The organism is Octadecabacter algicola (genome assembly GCF_021532625.1).
Lineage (GTDB): Bacteria > Pseudomonadota > Alphaproteobacteria > Rhodobacterales > Rhodobacteraceae > Octadecabacter > Octadecabacter algicola.
The window spans coordinates 436387-451675 of record NZ_JAKGAR010000002.1 but is presented as its reverse complement, the minus strand read 5'-3'; the positions used below and the strand labels follow the sequence as shown (position 1 = coordinate 451675).

Annotated in this window: 17 protein-coding genes; 15 read left to right on the top strand and 2 right to left on the bottom strand. The window is 55.3% G+C overall.

Features of this window, described 5'->3' with window-relative positions; genetic code table 11:
* Window positions 1-136 precede the first annotated feature (136 nt).
* Window positions 137-1366 carry a beta-ketoacyl synthase N-terminal-like domain-containing protein gene (locus tag L0666_RS09010; RefSeq protein ID WP_235260736.1) on the top strand — a complete coding sequence of 410 codons (1230 nt, stop codon included), beginning with the start codon at window positions 137-139 and terminating at the stop codon, window positions 1364-1366.
* 102 nt (window positions 1367-1468) lie between these two features.
* On the opposite strand, the gene L0666_RS09005 is transcribed toward L0666_RS09010, so the two are convergent.
* On the bottom strand, window positions 1469-2047 hold the full coding sequence (locus L0666_RS09005; protein ID WP_235260729.1) for a VPLPA-CTERM sorting domain-containing protein: 579 nt from the start codon (window positions 2045-2047) through the stop codon (window positions 1469-1471).
* 509 nt (window positions 2048-2556) lie between these two features.
* On the opposite strand from L0666_RS09005, the gene L0666_RS09000 reads away from it, so the two are divergent.
* Together L0666_RS09000 and L0666_RS08995 are read left to right on the top strand one after the other, a co-directional pair.
* Window positions 2557-3348 (top strand): enoyl-ACP reductase FabI, encoded by a 792-nt coding sequence (locus L0666_RS09000; protein ID WP_235260727.1) that lies wholly within the window; start codon window positions 2557-2559, stop codon window positions 3346-3348.
* A 13-nt stretch (window positions 3349-3361) separates the two neighbouring features.
* Window positions 3362-4159 (top strand): metalloprotease, encoded by a 798-nt coding sequence (locus L0666_RS08995; RefSeq protein WP_235260725.1) that lies wholly within the window; start codon window positions 3362-3364, stop codon window positions 4157-4159.
* Window positions 4160-4224: 65 nt separating this feature from the next.
* Here L0666_RS08995 and L0666_RS08990 read toward each other — a convergent pair whose 3' ends face one another.
* Window positions 4225-4662 carry an FKBP-type peptidyl-prolyl cis-trans isomerase gene (locus L0666_RS08990; RefSeq protein ID WP_235260723.1) on the bottom strand — a complete coding sequence of 146 codons (438 nt, stop codon included), beginning with the start codon at window positions 4660-4662 and terminating at the stop codon, window positions 4225-4227.
* Window positions 4663-4753: 91 nt separating this feature from the next.
* Here L0666_RS08990 and L0666_RS08985 point away from each other — a divergent pair, with 91 nt between their 5' ends.
* From L0666_RS08985 to L0666_RS08930, 12 genes are all read left to right on the top strand, one after another.
* A complete protein-coding gene (locus L0666_RS08985) occupies window positions 4754-5149 on the top strand; it encodes a DUF1801 domain-containing protein (protein ID WP_235260721.1) in 396 nt (131 codons plus the stop codon).
* A 78-nt stretch (window positions 5150-5227) separates the two neighbouring features.
* A complete protein-coding gene (locus L0666_RS08980) occupies window positions 5228-5905 on the top strand; it encodes a haloacid dehalogenase type II (RefSeq protein WP_235260713.1) in 678 nt (225 codons plus the stop codon).
* Entirely contained in the window at window positions 5905-6729 is an 825-nt protein-coding gene (locus tag L0666_RS08975; RefSeq protein ID WP_235260699.1) for an alpha/beta fold hydrolase, read from the top strand. Before L0666_RS08980 ends, L0666_RS08975 begins: the two co-directional genes overlap by 1 nt.
* Window positions 6726-7709, top strand: a complete 984-nt coding sequence (locus tag L0666_RS08970) for a threonine ammonia-lyase (RefSeq protein ID WP_235260697.1) — start codon at window positions 6726-6728, stop codon at window positions 7707-7709. The genes L0666_RS08975 and L0666_RS08970 overlap by 4 nt, the downstream gene beginning before the upstream one ends.
* Before the next feature lie 64 nt (window positions 7710-7773).
* On the top strand, window positions 7774-8994 hold the full coding sequence (locus L0666_RS08965; RefSeq protein WP_235260695.1) for an endonuclease/exonuclease/phosphatase family protein: 1221 nt from the start codon (window positions 7774-7776) through the stop codon (window positions 8992-8994).
* Window positions 8978-9751: an alpha/beta fold hydrolase gene (locus L0666_RS08960; protein ID WP_235260688.1), complete on the top strand. Its 774-nt coding sequence runs from the start codon at window positions 8978-8980 to the stop codon at window positions 9749-9751. The genes L0666_RS08965 and L0666_RS08960 overlap by 17 nt, the downstream gene beginning before the upstream one ends.
* Before the next feature lie 52 nt (window positions 9752-9803).
* Window positions 9804-11018, top strand: a complete 1215-nt coding sequence (locus L0666_RS08955; protein ID WP_235261418.1) for a TCR/Tet family MFS transporter — start codon at window positions 9804-9806, stop codon at window positions 11016-11018.
* Between the two features lie 81 nt (window positions 11019-11099).
* Window positions 11100-12179, top strand: coding sequence for a zinc-binding dehydrogenase (locus L0666_RS08950; protein ID WP_235260682.1), 1080 nt, complete (start codon window positions 11100-11102; stop codon window positions 12177-12179).
* Between the two features lie 33 nt (window positions 12180-12212).
* On the top strand, window positions 12213-12566 hold the full coding sequence (locus L0666_RS08945) for a hypothetical protein (RefSeq protein ID WP_235260673.1): 354 nt from the start codon (window positions 12213-12215) through the stop codon (window positions 12564-12566).
* A 1-nt stretch (window position 12567) separates the two neighbouring features.
* On the top strand, window positions 12568-13803 hold the full coding sequence (locus L0666_RS08940; protein ID WP_235260671.1) for a mandelate racemase/muconate lactonizing enzyme family protein: 1236 nt from the start codon (window positions 12568-12570) through the stop codon (window positions 13801-13803).
* 60 nt (window positions 13804-13863) lie between these two features.
* The gene (locus tag L0666_RS08935) at window positions 13864-14460 is read left to right on the top strand and encodes a TetR/AcrR family transcriptional regulator (RefSeq protein WP_235260669.1); all 597 of its coding nucleotides are present in this window, start codon (window positions 13864-13866) and stop codon (window positions 14458-14460) included.
* Window positions 14461-14575: 115 nt separating this feature from the next.
* Window positions 14576-15262: a PspA/IM30 family protein gene (locus tag L0666_RS08930; RefSeq protein WP_235260667.1), complete on the top strand. Its 687-nt coding sequence runs from the start codon at window positions 14576-14578 to the stop codon at window positions 15260-15262.
* The last annotated feature ends 27 nt before the right edge of the window (window positions 15263-15289 follow it).

Genomic DNA, 15289 nt, shown 5'->3' with positions numbered 1-15289 from the left:
ATATGTCTGTTATGGCTTCTTGGAGACGCGCCAGACAAAGAGCCGCGCACGGATGATTGAACGCGGAAATGCTCACACTCTTGCTCCTCCCCCGCCTCTCGCCTACACCTAAGAAAACACTACTTAGGGAGCAGCTATGCGGCGCGTCGTCATTACAGGAATGGGAATTGTTTCCCCCATCGGGAACAACGTAGCCGAAGTCGATGCGGCTTTGCGGGCCGGCAAATCGGGTATTGTCGCCTCTGAGGAGATGGCCGAGCACGGGTTTCGCAGCCAGATCGCAGGGACACTCAAGATTGATGTGGCTGAACATGTCGACAAGCGCACCCTACGCTTCATGGGGCCAGGGGCCGCCTATGCCCATATTGCAATGGGGCAAGCCATCGAAGACGCTGGCCTGTCAGAAGATGAAATCGTCAACCCGATGACCGGTGTGATTGCCGGTTCTGGCGGCCCATCTACTTCGGCCATGTTTGCGGCACATCAGGTTGTCCTGAAAACCGGATCAACCAAACGGATCGGGCCGTTCGCCGTTCCTAAAACCATGTCGTCCACAATTTCCGCCAACTTGGCAACGGCCTACAAGATCAAAGGCATGAACATGTCGATTACGTCGGCCTGTTCTACGTCACTGCACTGCATCGGTATGGCTGCACAGCAGATCGCGCTCGGCACACAAGACATCATGTTTGGTGGCGGCGGCGAAGAACTGGATTGGACCCTGTCCTGCCTGTTCGATGCGATGGGCGCGATGAGTTCCAAGTATAATGACACCCCAGAAAAGGCATCCCGTGCCTTTGACGCCAATCGCGACGGGTTCGTGATTGCGGGCGGTGGTGCGATGGTCGTACTGGAATCCCTAGACGGTGCGCTCGCGCGTGGCGCGAAAATCTACGCCGAAGTCACCGGCTTTGCCGCCACCTCAGACGGCGCCGATATGGTTGCCCCATCCGGCGAAGGCGGCGAACGTGCCATGCGCGGCGCATTGGCGACCCTGCCCGAAGGTCGCAAAGTCAGCTACATCAACGCACACGGCACATCCACGCCGGTTGGTGATGTAGGCGAAGTAGAGGCTGTGCGCCGTGTCTTCGGACAAGGCTCCACGCCTCCGATCAGCTCAACCAAATCCATGACAGGTCACAGCCAAGGCGCGACAGGCGCGCAAGAGGCAGTCTATTGTCTGCTCGCACTTCAAGGCGACTACATCATCCCAAGCATCAACGTCGAAACGCTCGACCCGGCCTTGGACCCTGCCGAAATCGCGACCGAGTTCAAAGAGAACGCAGGGCTGGATACTGTGATGACCAACTCCTTCGGCTTCGGTGGCACGAACGGGTCGATGTTGTTGAGCAAATATCGCGACTAAAGTGTATGAGGTTGCAATTGGCAGCCTCATCATCTCGCTTCGCAAAAAGAAAAAAGCCCGCCAAGATTGGCGGGCTTTTCTAATTAGGTGTGCTGCGGATGATTAAGCAGCAGTTACGTCCTTACGACGACGTGCAACGCCAAGTGCGCCCATGCCGGCAAGCAAGAAGCCGAAGCCCGCAGGAAGCGGAACAGCAGACAACGCAGCTTCGAATGACGCATTCACGTCACCCGCACTATCCGTTACCGAGCCAGTGGGACAGTTGTTGAAGCAACGTGCGACGCTGTCGAAGCCTTCAAGTGTGAACGTGCCGTCTGTAAAATCAAATCCGACAGGAGCAACAAGAGTAAGTTGGCCAGCAGCGCCAGGTCGTGCGCCGGTCAGCAAGTTACGTGTCCGCAATGTGAAGTCGACTGTTTGCGTCAATGTTTGACCCAAGTAAGTCGCAGTAATGTCGATGGATTGCGTTTGCGAAACATTTCTCACAACTGAATCATCGAACAACGTGGAAAGCGTCCCAGTCAAAGAGGCACTTCCAACATCGGTGTCAACATCGGCCGAAAAGCCGTTGAATGTAGTGTTGTTCACCGTGAACGTATCAGTAGACGAAAACGTAACGGTTGCGGCAGACGCAGCAGATGCACTTACAAGAGCAGCTACAACGGCGATTGTCTTAAACATAAAGTACCTCATGGATAACAAGTTACATTGCCCCAATATTGGAGCCTCACCGATTTTAGTACCTTAAAGAATTGTTAACGTCGACAGCGCAGCAACGCAGAAGTAGGAAAAAACGTGAAAATGCAGCATTTTTCCAACCCAGCACACGCATGAGGAGAGCGATCAGGCCATATCGCCCATAAAGGTGGCATTGTGAGTACGGATTTCCATGACAGCCAGGCCTCAGTTGTTTGAAAAAGCGAAACAATGTGCGAAAAATGCGGCTAACGTTTCCGGTGATGCTGCCGATTCTTGTCGAACGGCACAACGATTCGCCACGGGACCTGCCGTAAGGGCAAGAACTCCTAAATCTAGAAGCGGCCATTCTGGAATACGGGCCACGAAAGGCGGGAGCCGTAAAGTTATACAAGGCCTCCGATCACAGCATAACTGTCTCAATTGGCTCACCGGAAGCTTGACCCGCCCCCCTAATCCGTCGCAAACCCACTTTAATTAATGGAGAGCAGGCTATGACCATCGACATGAACGGCAAGCGCGGACTTATCATGGGGGTCGCCAATGACCGCTCTATTGCTTGGGGCATCGCAAAGCAGATGCATGCGGCTGGCGCGGAACTGGCGTTCTCCTATCAGGGCGAACAGTTGTTGAAACGGGTTGGGCCACTTGCTGAATCTGTTGGCTCGGACACTTTGGTCGAAGCGGATGTTATGGATGACGCGTCACTCGACACTTGTTTTCAGACGTTGAAAGACAAGTGGGGCAAGATCGATTTTCTGGTCCACGCGATTGCATATTCTGACAAGAACGAATTGACAGGTCGCGTGTCAGATACAACTCGCGCCAACTTTACCAACTCAATGGCCATCAGCTGCTACAGCTTTATTGACGTGGCCAAACGTGCGTCCCAGATCATGCCAGACGGCGGCACGCTGCTGACGCTGACCTATGATGGCAGCCAGCGCATCACGCCAAATTACAACGTCATGGGCGTTGCCAAAGCCGCCCTTGAATCTGCGACCCGCTATTTGGCTGCCGATCTTGGACCGCAAGGTATTCGTGTTAACGCGATCAGCCCAGGACCAATGAAAACACTTGCTGGTGCCGCAATCGCAGGTGCGCGTCGCACGTTTAAATACGCCGAGGCCAATGCGCCGATGCGCCAGAACGCGTCCCTTGACGCAGTTGGCGGCACGGCCGTTTACTTGGCATCTGACGTAGGGGCATCAACAACGGGTGAAATCGTTCACGTCGATGGTGGCCTGCACGTCATGATGATGCCCGCCCTCGAAAACCTAGCCTAACAGGCGGTTCGTAATGAGCGGTTCAGTCACACTTTTGGCAGGCATTATTGCGTGCCTTGCCACCGCCTATGCTTTGCGCGGCGGTCTGGTGTCGCGAACGAAGATGACCGTGTTGGGTATGGACCCACAAGGCATAGGCATCTCGATTTTGGCCGTAATTTTGGCTGTGTTCCTATTTGGGCCCGTCTTTGGGCTGTCCCTCATCCTTGTTGTCGTGATCCATGAATTTGGACATGTCGCCGCGTTCCGTGTGGCGGGCCACGATGATGCACGGTTCCGGCTTGTCCCGTTATTGGGCGGCTACGCGATTTCAAATCGCGAACCCGACACGCAAGAAGAAAGCGTTTTCATAACGCTGATGGGTCCTGCAATCTGCATCGCCCCTATGGTTCTGGCCTACGGATTGGCTGGGATGTCGATCAATGTGATGCCTGCCGCTTATGGTCCGTTGATGACATTTGCCAGCATTTGCGGCGCGTTGAACTTCTTTAACCTACTGCCGATCTGGCCATTAGACGGAGGGCGCCTGACGGCCAGCATCACCTCTGTATTCCACGACCGCGCACCGTTTTACATCTTCGCGACCTCAGCCGCATTGATCGGATTGATCGCGCTCTTGTCGCAACGTATTTTTCTGATTTTCATTGTCCTCATGACGGTTCAGCACATGATGCAGACTGGCGGCGGCGATGGTCGTGCGCCCTATCGCCGGATGTCCAAGCAGCGCGCCCTGCTTTGCCTAGGTGCATGGCTGTTTACCGCCGCGGCACTCTTTGTCGGTGGGCTGCCGACCATCTTGCGGTTCATCTAAACCAACCCTCTAACGCAAACGGGCCGCGCTGATCTGCGCAGCCCGTTTGTCTGAAGACCAACGGTTTAGCTCGCCTTAATTGACGTCAGCTCGATCGCGAATGTCAGGTCTTTGCCTGCGAGCGCATGGTTGGCATCCAACGTCACTTCTTCTTCAGTCATCTCAACGACGGTAACTGGCATTACGTGCTGACCGTCAGGTGATTGCATCTGCAATGTCAGCCCCATTGCCAACGGAATTTCTGCTGGAATTTGTTCACGAGGGATGGACTGACGGTTCGCAGGATTGCTTTCGCCATAGGCCTCAGCGCATGGGATTTCGACAACTTTTTTATCGCCTACGGCCATGCCAGGGATCGCCTTGTCCAAACCAGGAATGATCTGACCGGACCCAACGACGAATTCCAAAGGATCGCGCCCTTCGCTGGAATCAAACGTGCTGCCGTCGGTCAATGTGCCCGTGTAGTGAATGGAAACGGTATCGCCTGATTTAACTTGGCTCATGGTGCTATCCTTTAGCGTGATTAATTTGGCGGCTGCCTACCAATCGGCCCACGGGATTGCAAATCAGCGCCTCTTGCGCGACGCTCGTCCTATGCAACAGCCGTTTCAAACCAGCGCCGTCAGCGCCGCATTTGACGATATGCAAGACAACCACCGCGCAGGGTTGTTAGCCATCCGCACGCTGATCTTTGAACAAGCTCATGCCTTGCCAGTTGGCCGCATTGAAGAAACGCTAAAGTGGGGTCAGCCGTCCTATGCAACACCTGATACAAAGGCCGGCACCCCCATTCGGTTGGGCACAACCAAATCTGGTCATTTGGCGGTTTTCACTCATTGCCAAACCACGGTCATGTCGGACTACCGCGCACTCGCTCCACCTGAGATGAAATTCGATGGCAATCGCGCCGTCCACTTGTCGCCAGATATGCCTATTCCACTAGCGGAGATCACACCATTGATCCGCGCGGCACTTACCTATCGGTTATAACGCCTAAAACTTCCGCCCTATTGAGGGTTCCAAACGCTATCCGCCCATGCCAAGCTACCTACAACTGAAAGGGTTCCCATGACCATAAACACCTGCATTTTCGACGCTTACGGCACCTTGTTTGACGTGGGCGCAGCCGCCCGCAACGTCGCCAAAGAACCGGGACAGGCGCAATTGGCAGCGGTTTGGGGCAGTTTATCGGCGGATTGGCGCGCCAAGCAGCTCGAATACTCATGGCTGCGTGCCATCTCGGGTCGCCATATCCCGTTCTGGCAAGTCACCCAAGATTCGCTGGATTGGGCAATGGAAAACAACGGTCTTGCAGACAACGCGCTGCGGGCCAAACTTCTTTCGGTCTACAAGGAACTTCCCGCCTTTCCCGAAGTGCCCGCCATGTTGAAAGCACTGAAAGAGAAAGACATGAACGTCGCGATCTTATCCAATGGATCGCCCGATATGCTGGTTAATGCTGTGCGTTCTGCTGGTATCGGCGAATACCTTGATGATGTTCTCAGCGTCGAAGAGGTGCAAATCTACAAGCCTCACAATCTCGTCTATGACCTAGTTTGGGATCGCTTTGATGTCGCCCAATCCGAAGTATTGTTCGCATCGTCCAATGGTTGGGACGCAGCTGGCGCGGCAGGTTACGGTTTTGCGACGGTTTGGGTTAATCGCGACGACAAACCCCAAGACCGTCTGTGGGCCACACCTCATCGCACCCTTAAAGACCTGAAAACGATCCCTGATCTGGTCTGATGCCCAAGTTTACGACCGCCGACGGAACCCAACTTTATTTCACTGACGAGGGAACAGGCTTGCCTGTTCTGGCTCTCGCTGGCCTGACTCGCAATACCCATGACTTCGACCATGTCGCCCCACATTTACTGAAACGCGGAATTCGACTTATCCGAATGGATTATCGCGGGCGCGGCCAGTCTGATTGGGCCGATCCGGCGAGCTATACAATCCCGCAAGAAGGCATGGATGCCCTCGCATTACTTGACCACCTTAGCATCGACAAAGCCGCAGTGCTGGGCACGTCGCGTGGCGGGCTTATCGCAATGGTGCTTGCGGCGACGGCTAAGGATCGCCTGCTCGGCGTGGCTCTCAATGACATTGGCCCAGAAATCGAAGCCGCCGGCTTGAGCGTCATCAAAGACTACATCGGTCGTAACCCCGCCCAGAGAACACACGACGAAGCGGCGCAATTTCGCGCCAAGGCGTGGTCGCATTTCAAGGGCGTTCCAATGGAACGCTGGCAAACAGAAGTCCGCAATCACTACACGCAAACGGACGCGGGCCTTTTGATCAATTATGATCCTAAACTGGCCGACACCGTTTTGGCCGCCAGCACCAACCTCGCGCCCGACTTGTGGCCGGTGTTTGACGCGATGGCAGGATTGCCATTGGCATTCTTACGCGGTGATGCTTCTGACCTGCTGTCCGCAGCAGCCTTTGATGAAATGCGTAACCGACGCCCCGATGCCCATGCCGCCACAGTGCTGGGCCGTGGCCATGTGCCATTTCTAGACGAACCGGAATCCATTTCCGTTCTACAAGACTGGATACAAGACCTATGAGCGAAGCCTGCAACATCGACATGATCCGCGACGCAGCTGTTCGCCTGAGCGGGCACGCACGTCGCACGCCTTTGCTGTCTTCGCCGTTCCTCGATGAGATTGCGGGCCGCAAGGTATTTGTAAAACCCGAATGCCTTCAGCACACGGGTTCCTTCAAGTTTCGCGGCGGCTGGTCCGCCCTCTCAGCACTTGATCCGGCGATCCGCGCCCGAGGCGTCATTGCGTTTTCGTCTGGCAACCACGCCCAAGGCGTCGCACTGGCCGCCGCCCGTCATGGGACCTCATCCGTGATCATCATGCCCGCAGACGCACCCCAGTTGAAAATCAACAACACGCGCGCCCTTGGTGCCGAAGTCGTTCTTTATGATCGTGACACCGAAGATCGTGACGAAATCGGTGCCCGACTGGCCAATGAACGCGGGCTGACCCTGATCAAGCCGTTCGACGAACCTTTGGTCATTGCCGGGCAAGGCACCTGTGGGCTTGAAATCGCCGAAGACGCCAACGCACTTGGGATCAAGAATGCCGATGTGCTGGTGTGTTGCGGCGGTGGTGGCCTGACATCGGGCATCGCTTTGGCCTGTGAAGCAGACGCCCCGACCTTACGCATCCGCCCTGTTGAGCCTGAAGAATTTGATGATGTTGCACGATCGCTGCGCTCAGGCAGGATTGAGCGTAACACCGCAGCATCAGGCAACATTTGCGATGCCATTATCACCCCCCAAGCAGGCGATCTGACATTCCCGATTATGAAACGGTTGTGCGGGCCAGGGCTTGCGATCTCTGAAGATGAAGCTTTGCGCGCTATGGCACAGGCCTTCTTACGTCTAAAGCTTGTCGCGGAACCCGGCGGAGCTGCGGCGCTAGCAGCGGCGCTTTATCGGTCCAACGGTATCGACGGGGATGCGGTCATCGTCACCATATCAGGCGGCAATGTTGACCCGACGCAGTTCATGCGCGCACTGGACACCTTGTCCTAACCCTGCTTTTCCTTGGGCTCTTAAATCGGGGCTCCGCCTGTCTTATCCTAATGAAAGCTGTTCCATGACCCGTTTCACCATCGCCAGTTTCAATGTCAAAAACCTGATCGGACCCGATCAGGAATACTACAAGTTCATGAAATACACGCCCGAAGAACATGCGTGGAAACTGGACTGGATGGCAGATCAGCTTCTGACCATGGACGCGGACATCGTCGGTTTTCAAGAGATCTTTGACGAAGGCGATTTGCGCGACGTCATCACTGAAACCGACTTGCGTGGTCAAGCATCCAATGACGCCTCTGTGCCTGACGAATCCAAACGATACCACCGTCGCGCGATCTTTCGCCGCTTGGCCTATACGCCCTACTTTGAGGGCAAAGGCGCGCTTGCCGTCGCCCCCAATGTCGCTGACGGCGAACCGGGCCAACGCAGACCGGGCGTTGCGATCCTGTCACGGTTTGGCTTTGTCGGCACGCCCGAAGTCATGCAAGATCTTCCCGAACCAGTCGACATTCCATTTTCTGCGTTGCGCGGTGCGGATGGTGATGATGATGCGGGCTACTACCGGCTACGCCGCCTTTCACGACCAATCCTAAAGGCGCGTATCCCTGTTGGCGGTGCCGTCATCACAGTGTTCAACTGTCACCTGAAGTCCAAGCTTGGCGAACATCAGAAACCAGCTGGCGCAGATTTTCCGCCCGCCGCAGACCTGACCAAATACGACCCGACCACCCGCGCACTGGGTGCATTGCGGGCCGCGTTGCGTCGCATGGCAGAAGCATGGGTTCTGCGCGCAGAAATCATCAAAGAACTAGAGGCCGGCAACCCTGTGATGGTGCTCGGGGATTTCAACGACGGCGAACATGCAGTCAGCTCGGAAATCATTTCCGGCGAAACACCATTCAAGAACTACTCTTGGATGCTGCGTCACGACGCCAAGACCCCTCAGGATCGTTATACCAAGGCAGAAAACGAACAGATCACAGAAGACATCAACCGTGTCCGCCTGCATTCGGCTGAAAAGATGTTCGTGCGAAAATCAGCGCGCGACATGGTCTATACTTCGGCATTTGGCGGCACTTATGAATCGATTGACCAGATTTACATGTCGCGCCATTTTCACCCCGATTATGCGGCCAAACTCGGCGAGATGGAGTATTTCTCGGTGCTGAATGACCACATCACCGACGGGTCCCACCCCGAAGCGCCATATAACAAGCTCGCGTCAGATCACGGCCAGATCATCGCACATATGGTGATGGGCGATGACGAAAACGCATAAGATAAACGCAAAAGGCGCGACTCTATTTGCCACCGAAAGCGGCAGTGGCCCGACGTTGGTGTTTTCTCATTGTCTTGGCCTTGATCATCATGTCTGGGATGGGGTGGTGGATCGCCTGCCAAACTATCGATCTGTGCGTTACGACCTGCGCGGGCACGGCCAATCGGACGCCCCTGAAGGTCCCTACAGCATGGGGACGCTGATCTCGGATGCCGAAGCGGTTTGTGATGCACTCGATCTGCGGGATGTGGTTTTTGTCGGCCTGTCCGTTGGCGGAATGGTTGCGCAAGGGCTGGCTGTTAAACGTCTCGATCTTGTTCGTGGCATGGTGATGATCGCCTCAGCCGCAAAAGTCGGCCAACCTGAACCATGGCACGAGCGCGCCAAGGCCGTGCGCGAAAAAGGGATTCAGGCCGTCGTAGACAGCACCATGGATCGCTGGAACGCAGGCGATGACAGCAAAGAGCTGAAAGAATGGTTGTTGCAAGTCAATCCAGAAGGCTACGCCGCCACATGCGAGGCCCTTGCCGGAACTGATTTTTACACGCCAACGTCAGGTTTGCGCCTTCCGACTTTGGGTATGTGCGGCAACGGAGATAAAGCAACGCCCCCTGACCTTGTACGCGAGACCACTGATCTTGTGCCCGGATCGCAGTTTCACCTGATCCATGGCGCAGGCCATATCGCGACTGTCACCCACCCAGAAGATATTGCAGCCAAGCTGAATGAGTTCCTAAGTGGGATCGGCCACGTCTAACGTTACGGCCCGCCCCCTTCTCATTTGGCAATCACGCCCTTAAATGCCCAACATGACACCAATCCAGCGCAAACGCGCCTTCCTGTTTATTCTTATGACACTGACTCTTGATGCCATGGGCATCGGGCTCATTCTGCCGGTGATGCCGGACCTCATTGCTGAGGTAAACGGTGGCACAATCGGAACAGCCGCCATCTGGGGCGGCATTCTGGCCACCACGTTTGCAGTCATGCAGTTCATTTTCGGACCGGTTCTTGGATCGTTGTCGGACCGTTTTGGCCGTCGCCCTATTCTGCTTATTTCGCTGTTTGTAATGACGCTGGATTACTTGGTCATGGCAGTGGCAGGGACCATTTGGCTGTTGTTCGTGACGCGCGTTATTGGCGGCATCACCGCCGCAACCCAATCTGCAGCACACGCGTTTATTGCGGATATCTCAGAGCCCGAAGAAAAATCTGCGAATTTCGGGCTGCTTGGGGCGGCCTTTGGGCTCGGCTTTGTTTTGGGACCCGTGATAGGTGGTCTACTGGGCGAGCTTGGCACCCGAGCGCCGTTCTATGCAGCTGCCGCACTGGGCGCGATTAACTTGTGTTTCGGGTATTTCGTGCTGCCCGAAACCGTGACTGACCGCATTCGCCGGCCGTTTTCGCTGCGGCGCGCGAACCCGTTTGGCGCATTCAAGGCACTTTCGCAGCTTGATGGTTTGCGTCGCTTGATCCTGTTGGTGTTTCTTTATGAGTTCGCGTTTATCGCCTATCCCGCCACGTGGGCCTATTTCACAAAAGAAGCGTTCGGCTGGTCACCTGGTATGGTTGGTGTTTCGCTAGCATTGTTTGGGATCGGTATGGCCTTTGTGCAAGCTGTCTTGATCCGTATAGCACTGAAACATTGGGGCGAACGCGTCACCATAATTTATGGCATTGCCTTTAACTTTTTGGCTTTCATTGCTTTGACATTGATAACCAACGGCTGGGTCGCGTTGGCGTTCATACCGCTTACGTCATTGGGGGCTGTTGTTAATCCTGCAGTGCAAGGGCTGATGTCAAAACGCGCAGGCGATGACCAACAAGGTGAATTGCAGGGCGTCATCTCTTCTGCGCGATCCATGGCCATGATCTTCTCGCCGCTTGTAATGACGCAGTTGTTTTGGGCGTTTACCAACGAAACTGGTGTTTACTTCCCCGGTGCGGCCTTTGCGTTGTCCGCTGCAATCATGATCGCCTGTATGATCGTCTTTTTGGGGCGCAAACGGACTGTCGTCGTGTAAAGGCAACCCATGTCGCATTCTTGCTTGCTTCCTTCGCACAGCATCGCCACGGTCGTTCGAAAGATTTGACCGGAGCACCCAATGTCCACAATCAAAGCCGCAGTCTGTCATGCATTTGGCGAACCTTTCGCAATCGAAGAGATCGCGATCCGCGCGCCTATCGGTGAAGAGGTCGAAGTTACGCTCGCCGCCTGTGCAATTTGCCATTCCGACATCACCTACGCCGAAGGGCATTGGGGCGGCTCATTGCCCGCCGTTTATGGCCACGAGGCCGCTGGAATCGTTACCGCCACAGGCCCGAATGCACGCGGAGTAAACCTGGGCGACAAGGTCGTCGTCACACTGATCCGCGCATGCGGAACCTGCCCCTCCTGTTCTGCGGCCCGCCCGACCAACTGCGAAGAGCCATATGACGGCGACCATGGTCCGATCAAAACCACCGACGGCGGCAAGCTCCACCAAGCAATGGCCTGTGGTGGCTTTGCGGAAAAGGTTGTCGTGGACAGCTCTCAGGTTGTGACACTCCCAGATGGGATCAGTATGGAAGTCGCAAGTCTTTTGGCCTGCGGCGTCATCACCGGTATTGGCGCTGTTGTGAATGCCGCCAAAGTCCGCCCCGGTCAGGATGTTGTTGTTATCGGCGCGGGCGGCGTTGGCCTAAATGCAATCCAAGGGGCGGCCATCGCAGGTGCGCGTCGCATCGTGGCCGTAGATATGGAACCGTCCAAACTCGATGTGGCCAAAGAATTTGGCGCGACCGATGCGGTTCTTGCAACAGGAGAGCCGTGGAAAGAAGCCAAGAAAACCATGGGCCGTGGCGCAGATGCCGTCCTTGTCACTGTCGGCGTTGCACCAGTTTACAACCAAGCGCCACGTTACCTCGCGAAAGGTGGCAATATTATTATGGTCGGAATGCCGCCATCCGGTGCCTTTTCGGAATACGAGGCGGCCAACTTTGCCGCCGCGGGCCAAGGCATGATCGGTTCCAAGATGGGGGACGTGGTAATCAAACGCGATATCCCGTGGATGGTTGATCTCTACAAACAAGGTCGCCTCAAGCTGGACGAACTTATCTCTGGCACATGGTCGCTTGACCAGATCAACGAAGCGATTGAGGATACCAAGACAGGGGCCGCCAAACGCAACGTGATTGTGTTTTAATCAAAGGCCCTATTTTTAATAGAAAGCCAACAGATGATCCGTTTCCTTGCAAACTTGTTCAAAGCGCCCGCCCAAGCGGCAGAACCGATTGCCGGCCACTCCGCTGAGACTTCGATGAATTTCGACAGTGAAAATGTGCGCCCTTTTCTTGAGGGACTTGCTCCAGGCACGATTGACCAAGGAGCACTGGCGGTTGTCGATTCCGCCGTCGGGACCATGGCAGTTGATGAAACGCGTGACATTGTTCTCAATGCCCAAAGTGGCCTTCAGCTCCAAATCTATATGGATGATATCCAAGCACCCGATTTGTATTTCTTTGGGCCACTCGAGGTCATCCAGTATATCGATTCCGCATTAATGGCCTTCGCCAACGCACTGGGGCTTTGACATGAAACTCCAAGATCTAGACGTCATCATCACGGCCCCGCCGGCCCCCGGCTGGGGTGGGCGCTATTGGATCTTGGTCAAAGTCACGACTGATACAGGCATCACAGGCTGGGGCGAATGTTACGCAAGCTCGGTCGGCCCCGATGCGATGACCCATGTCATCAAAGATGTGTTCGAACGCCACATGCAGGGCGAAAACCCCGAAAACATCGAACTGATGTTTCGGCGCGTCTATTCATCCGGTTTCACCCAACGCCCCGACCTAACTGTCATCGGCGCGTGGTCCGGCCTTGAAATCGCCTGTTGGGACATCTTGGGCAAAGACCGTGATCGTCCTGTTCATGCGCTGATCGGCGGACGGCTTAACGATAAGATCCGTGCCTATACGTACCTTTATCCCGAATCTCACCACCCGCTGCCTGATTTTTGGGGCAGTGCCGATATGGCTGCCGAAGTCGCGGTGAGCATGGTTGAAAAAGGCTACACCGCCGTAAAATTCGACCCTGCAGGCCCCTACACTATTCGCAGCGGCCATATGCCCTCGATGCATGACATCCAAACCAGCATCGCGTTCTGCCAGAAAATTCGCGATGCCGTGGGAACACGCGCCGATCTGCTGTTCGGAACCCATGGACAGTTTTCAACGGGCGGCGCGATCCGCATGGGTCAAGCCATCGAGAAGTTTTCACCGCTTTGGTACGAAGAACCCATTCCGCCAGATTCCGTGGCCGAAATGGCCAAGGTCGCATCAGCGGTCAAAATACCAGTCGCCACCGGCGAACGCCTAACCACTAAGGCCGAATTTGCCCCGATCTTGCGCGGCGGTGCAGCCAATATTTTGCAACCTGCGCTAGGGCGCTCTGGTGGTATTTGGGAAACCAAAAAGATCGCAACACTGGCAGAGGTCTACAACGCCCAAGTCGCACCCCACCTTTACGCGGGTCCGATTGAATGGGCCGCAAACGTTCAACTCGCGGCGACCCTGCCCAACATCCTGATGTGTGAGACCATCGAGACACCGTTCCACGATGCGCTGATAAAATCCTCGATCACGATTGAGAACGGCTACGTCAATGTGCCAACCGCACCCGGTCTTGGCATCGATGTGGACGAAGATCTTGCACGTGCGCACCCGCTTTCCGATGGCGGCCTGCATCTGCAAATGCAGGAAGATCCGATCGGCTACCACGCACCCAATCTGTTTGCGGGCGGTGCGCCGGTCAAAGAAGAGCCCTAGAACGAGCTTGCGAACGCCTCTGGCGCTGCTATCTTTGAACAAAGTTCACTGGAGACCGTCATGGCTGGAAAAGTCGAGTTGCGCCGCGCCGCTTTGCGCGAAACCCTGATCGCTCAGGCTGAACGCCGGATTAAGGCGGACGGGCTAAGAAACCTGCGTGCACGGGACCTCGCGAAGGATGCGGGCTGTGCCCTTGGTGCGATCTACAATGTTTTTGGTGATTTGAATGATCTGGTGCTGGCTGTAAATGCTGGCACCTTCAAACGGCTTGGCGCTGCGGTCGCCGAAGCATTGGCCGACGCCCCACAAGATGCGACCGAACAGTTAATTGTGATGTCGCACGCCTATCACCACTTCGCGGCCAAGAACTTTAACCTTTGGCGTGCACTGTTTGATATTGAACGTCCTGCTGGCGAAGCCGCGCCTGATTGGTACTTGCAAGAGATGGGCCAGTTGTTCGCCTACATCGACGCGCCCCTGTCCGTCATCTTCCCCGATCACACCCCCGAGAATCGCCAGCTTTTGACCAAAGCATTGTTCTCATCGGTGCATGGAATAGTGCTTTTGGGACTGGATGAGGCCTCTGCGGGGGTTCCAGCGGCCCATTTGGATGAAATGATTTCGTTGATACTCAAGCACTTAGCCGCCCAATCCTAATTTTTATGAACATTGTTCACAAAAGAGCTTGATACACCTAACCGCCCTCGCTAACTTTAATTCATGAACAACGTTCACGATATGGTGTGAACCGCGACACATGAAAGGAAGCGATATGTTCAAAACACTCTCAACCCTGATTGCAGGGGTTAACGCCCGCTCCGAAGACCGCGTTCGCGATGCTTTTGCGATTGAATTGATTGATCAAAAAATCCGCGAGGCTGAAACTTCTCTCAAGGCGGCCAAGGCCACTCTCGCCTCACTCATCCAGCGTCAGCGCAGCGAAGAGCGTCAGCGCGAGAGCCTGAAAAACCGCGTTACCGACATGATGGACCGCGCCCAAGAGGCCCTGAACAAAGGCCGCGATGACCTTGCAGCAGAAGCGGCACAAGCCGTGGCCCAAATGGAAAACGAACTGACGATCCGCAATGAAACCTGCGACCGTCTGGATCAGAAAGTGATCCGTCTGCGCAATTCTATCGAAGCAGGCCACCGCAGGATCATCGATCTAAAGCAAGGTGCGATACAAGCACGCGCTGTGCGCCGTGAACAAGCGATCCAGTCCAAGCTGAGCTCAACCATCGGGCACACATCCAACGTCGAAGAAGCCGAAGAGCTGATCACCCGTGTCATGGGTCGCGACGACCCGTTCGAGCAATCCGAAATCCTGTGCGATATCGATCGGGATTTAGGCCACGAAACTCTGACGGACCGCATGGCTGACCAAGGCTTTGGTGCAGCCACACGCACCACGGCCGACGACGTTCTGGCCCGTCTGAAAAACTCAAATAAATCCGCTTAACTTACTGTAATTTATCAAAGGAATAAT

Excerpts from the sequence above, each read along its gene's own strand:
- L0666_RS08960 (WP_235260688.1), top strand. The coding sequence starts at position 8,978 with ATGACGAAAACGCATAAGATAAACGCAAAAGGCGCGACTCTATTTGCC.
- L0666_RS08990 (WP_235260723.1), bottom strand. The coding sequence starts at position 4,662 with ATGAGCCAAGTTAAATCAGGCGATACCGTTTCCATTCACTACACGGGC.
- L0666_RS08970 (WP_235260697.1), top strand. The coding sequence starts at position 6,726 with ATGAGCGAAGCCTGCAACATCGACATGATCCGCGACGCAGCTGTTCGC.
- L0666_RS08930 (WP_235260667.1), top strand. The coding sequence starts at position 14,576 with ATGTTCAAAACACTCTCAACCCTGATTGCAGGGGTTAACGCCCGCTCC.
- L0666_RS08980 (WP_235260713.1), top strand. The coding sequence starts at position 5,228 with ATGACCATAAACACCTGCATTTTCGACGCTTACGGCACCTTGTTTGAC.
- L0666_RS08985 (WP_235260721.1), top strand. The coding sequence starts at position 4,754 with ATGCAACAGCCGTTTCAAACCAGCGCCGTCAGCGCCGCATTTGACGAT.
- L0666_RS08995 (WP_235260725.1), top strand. The coding sequence starts at position 3,362 with ATGAGCGGTTCAGTCACACTTTTGGCAGGCATTATTGCGTGCCTTGCC.
- L0666_RS08975 (WP_235260699.1), top strand. The coding sequence starts at position 5,905 with ATGCCCAAGTTTACGACCGCCGACGGAACCCAACTTTATTTCACTGAC.
- L0666_RS08945 (WP_235260673.1), top strand. The coding sequence starts at position 12,213 with ATGATCCGTTTCCTTGCAAACTTGTTCAAAGCGCCCGCCCAAGCGGCA.
- L0666_RS08955 (WP_235261418.1), top strand. The coding sequence starts at position 9,804 with ATGACACCAATCCAGCGCAAACGCGCCTTCCTGTTTATTCTTATGACA.
- L0666_RS08965 (WP_235260695.1), top strand. The coding sequence starts at position 7,774 with ATGACCCGTTTCACCATCGCCAGTTTCAATGTCAAAAACCTGATCGGA.
- L0666_RS08935 (WP_235260669.1), top strand. The coding sequence starts at position 13,864 with ATGGCTGGAAAAGTCGAGTTGCGCCGCGCCGCTTTGCGCGAAACCCTG.
- L0666_RS09005 (WP_235260729.1), bottom strand. The coding sequence starts at position 2,047 with ATGTTTAAGACAATCGCCGTTGTAGCTGCTCTTGTAAGTGCATCTGCT.
- L0666_RS08950 (WP_235260682.1), top strand. The coding sequence starts at position 11,100 with ATGTCCACAATCAAAGCCGCAGTCTGTCATGCATTTGGCGAACCTTTC.
- L0666_RS08940 (WP_235260671.1), top strand. The coding sequence starts at position 12,568 with ATGAAACTCCAAGATCTAGACGTCATCATCACGGCCCCGCCGGCCCCC.
- L0666_RS09010 (WP_235260736.1), top strand. The coding sequence starts at position 137 with ATGCGGCGCGTCGTCATTACAGGAATGGGAATTGTTTCCCCCATCGGG.
- L0666_RS09000 (WP_235260727.1), top strand. The coding sequence starts at position 2,557 with ATGACCATCGACATGAACGGCAAGCGCGGACTTATCATGGGGGTCGCC.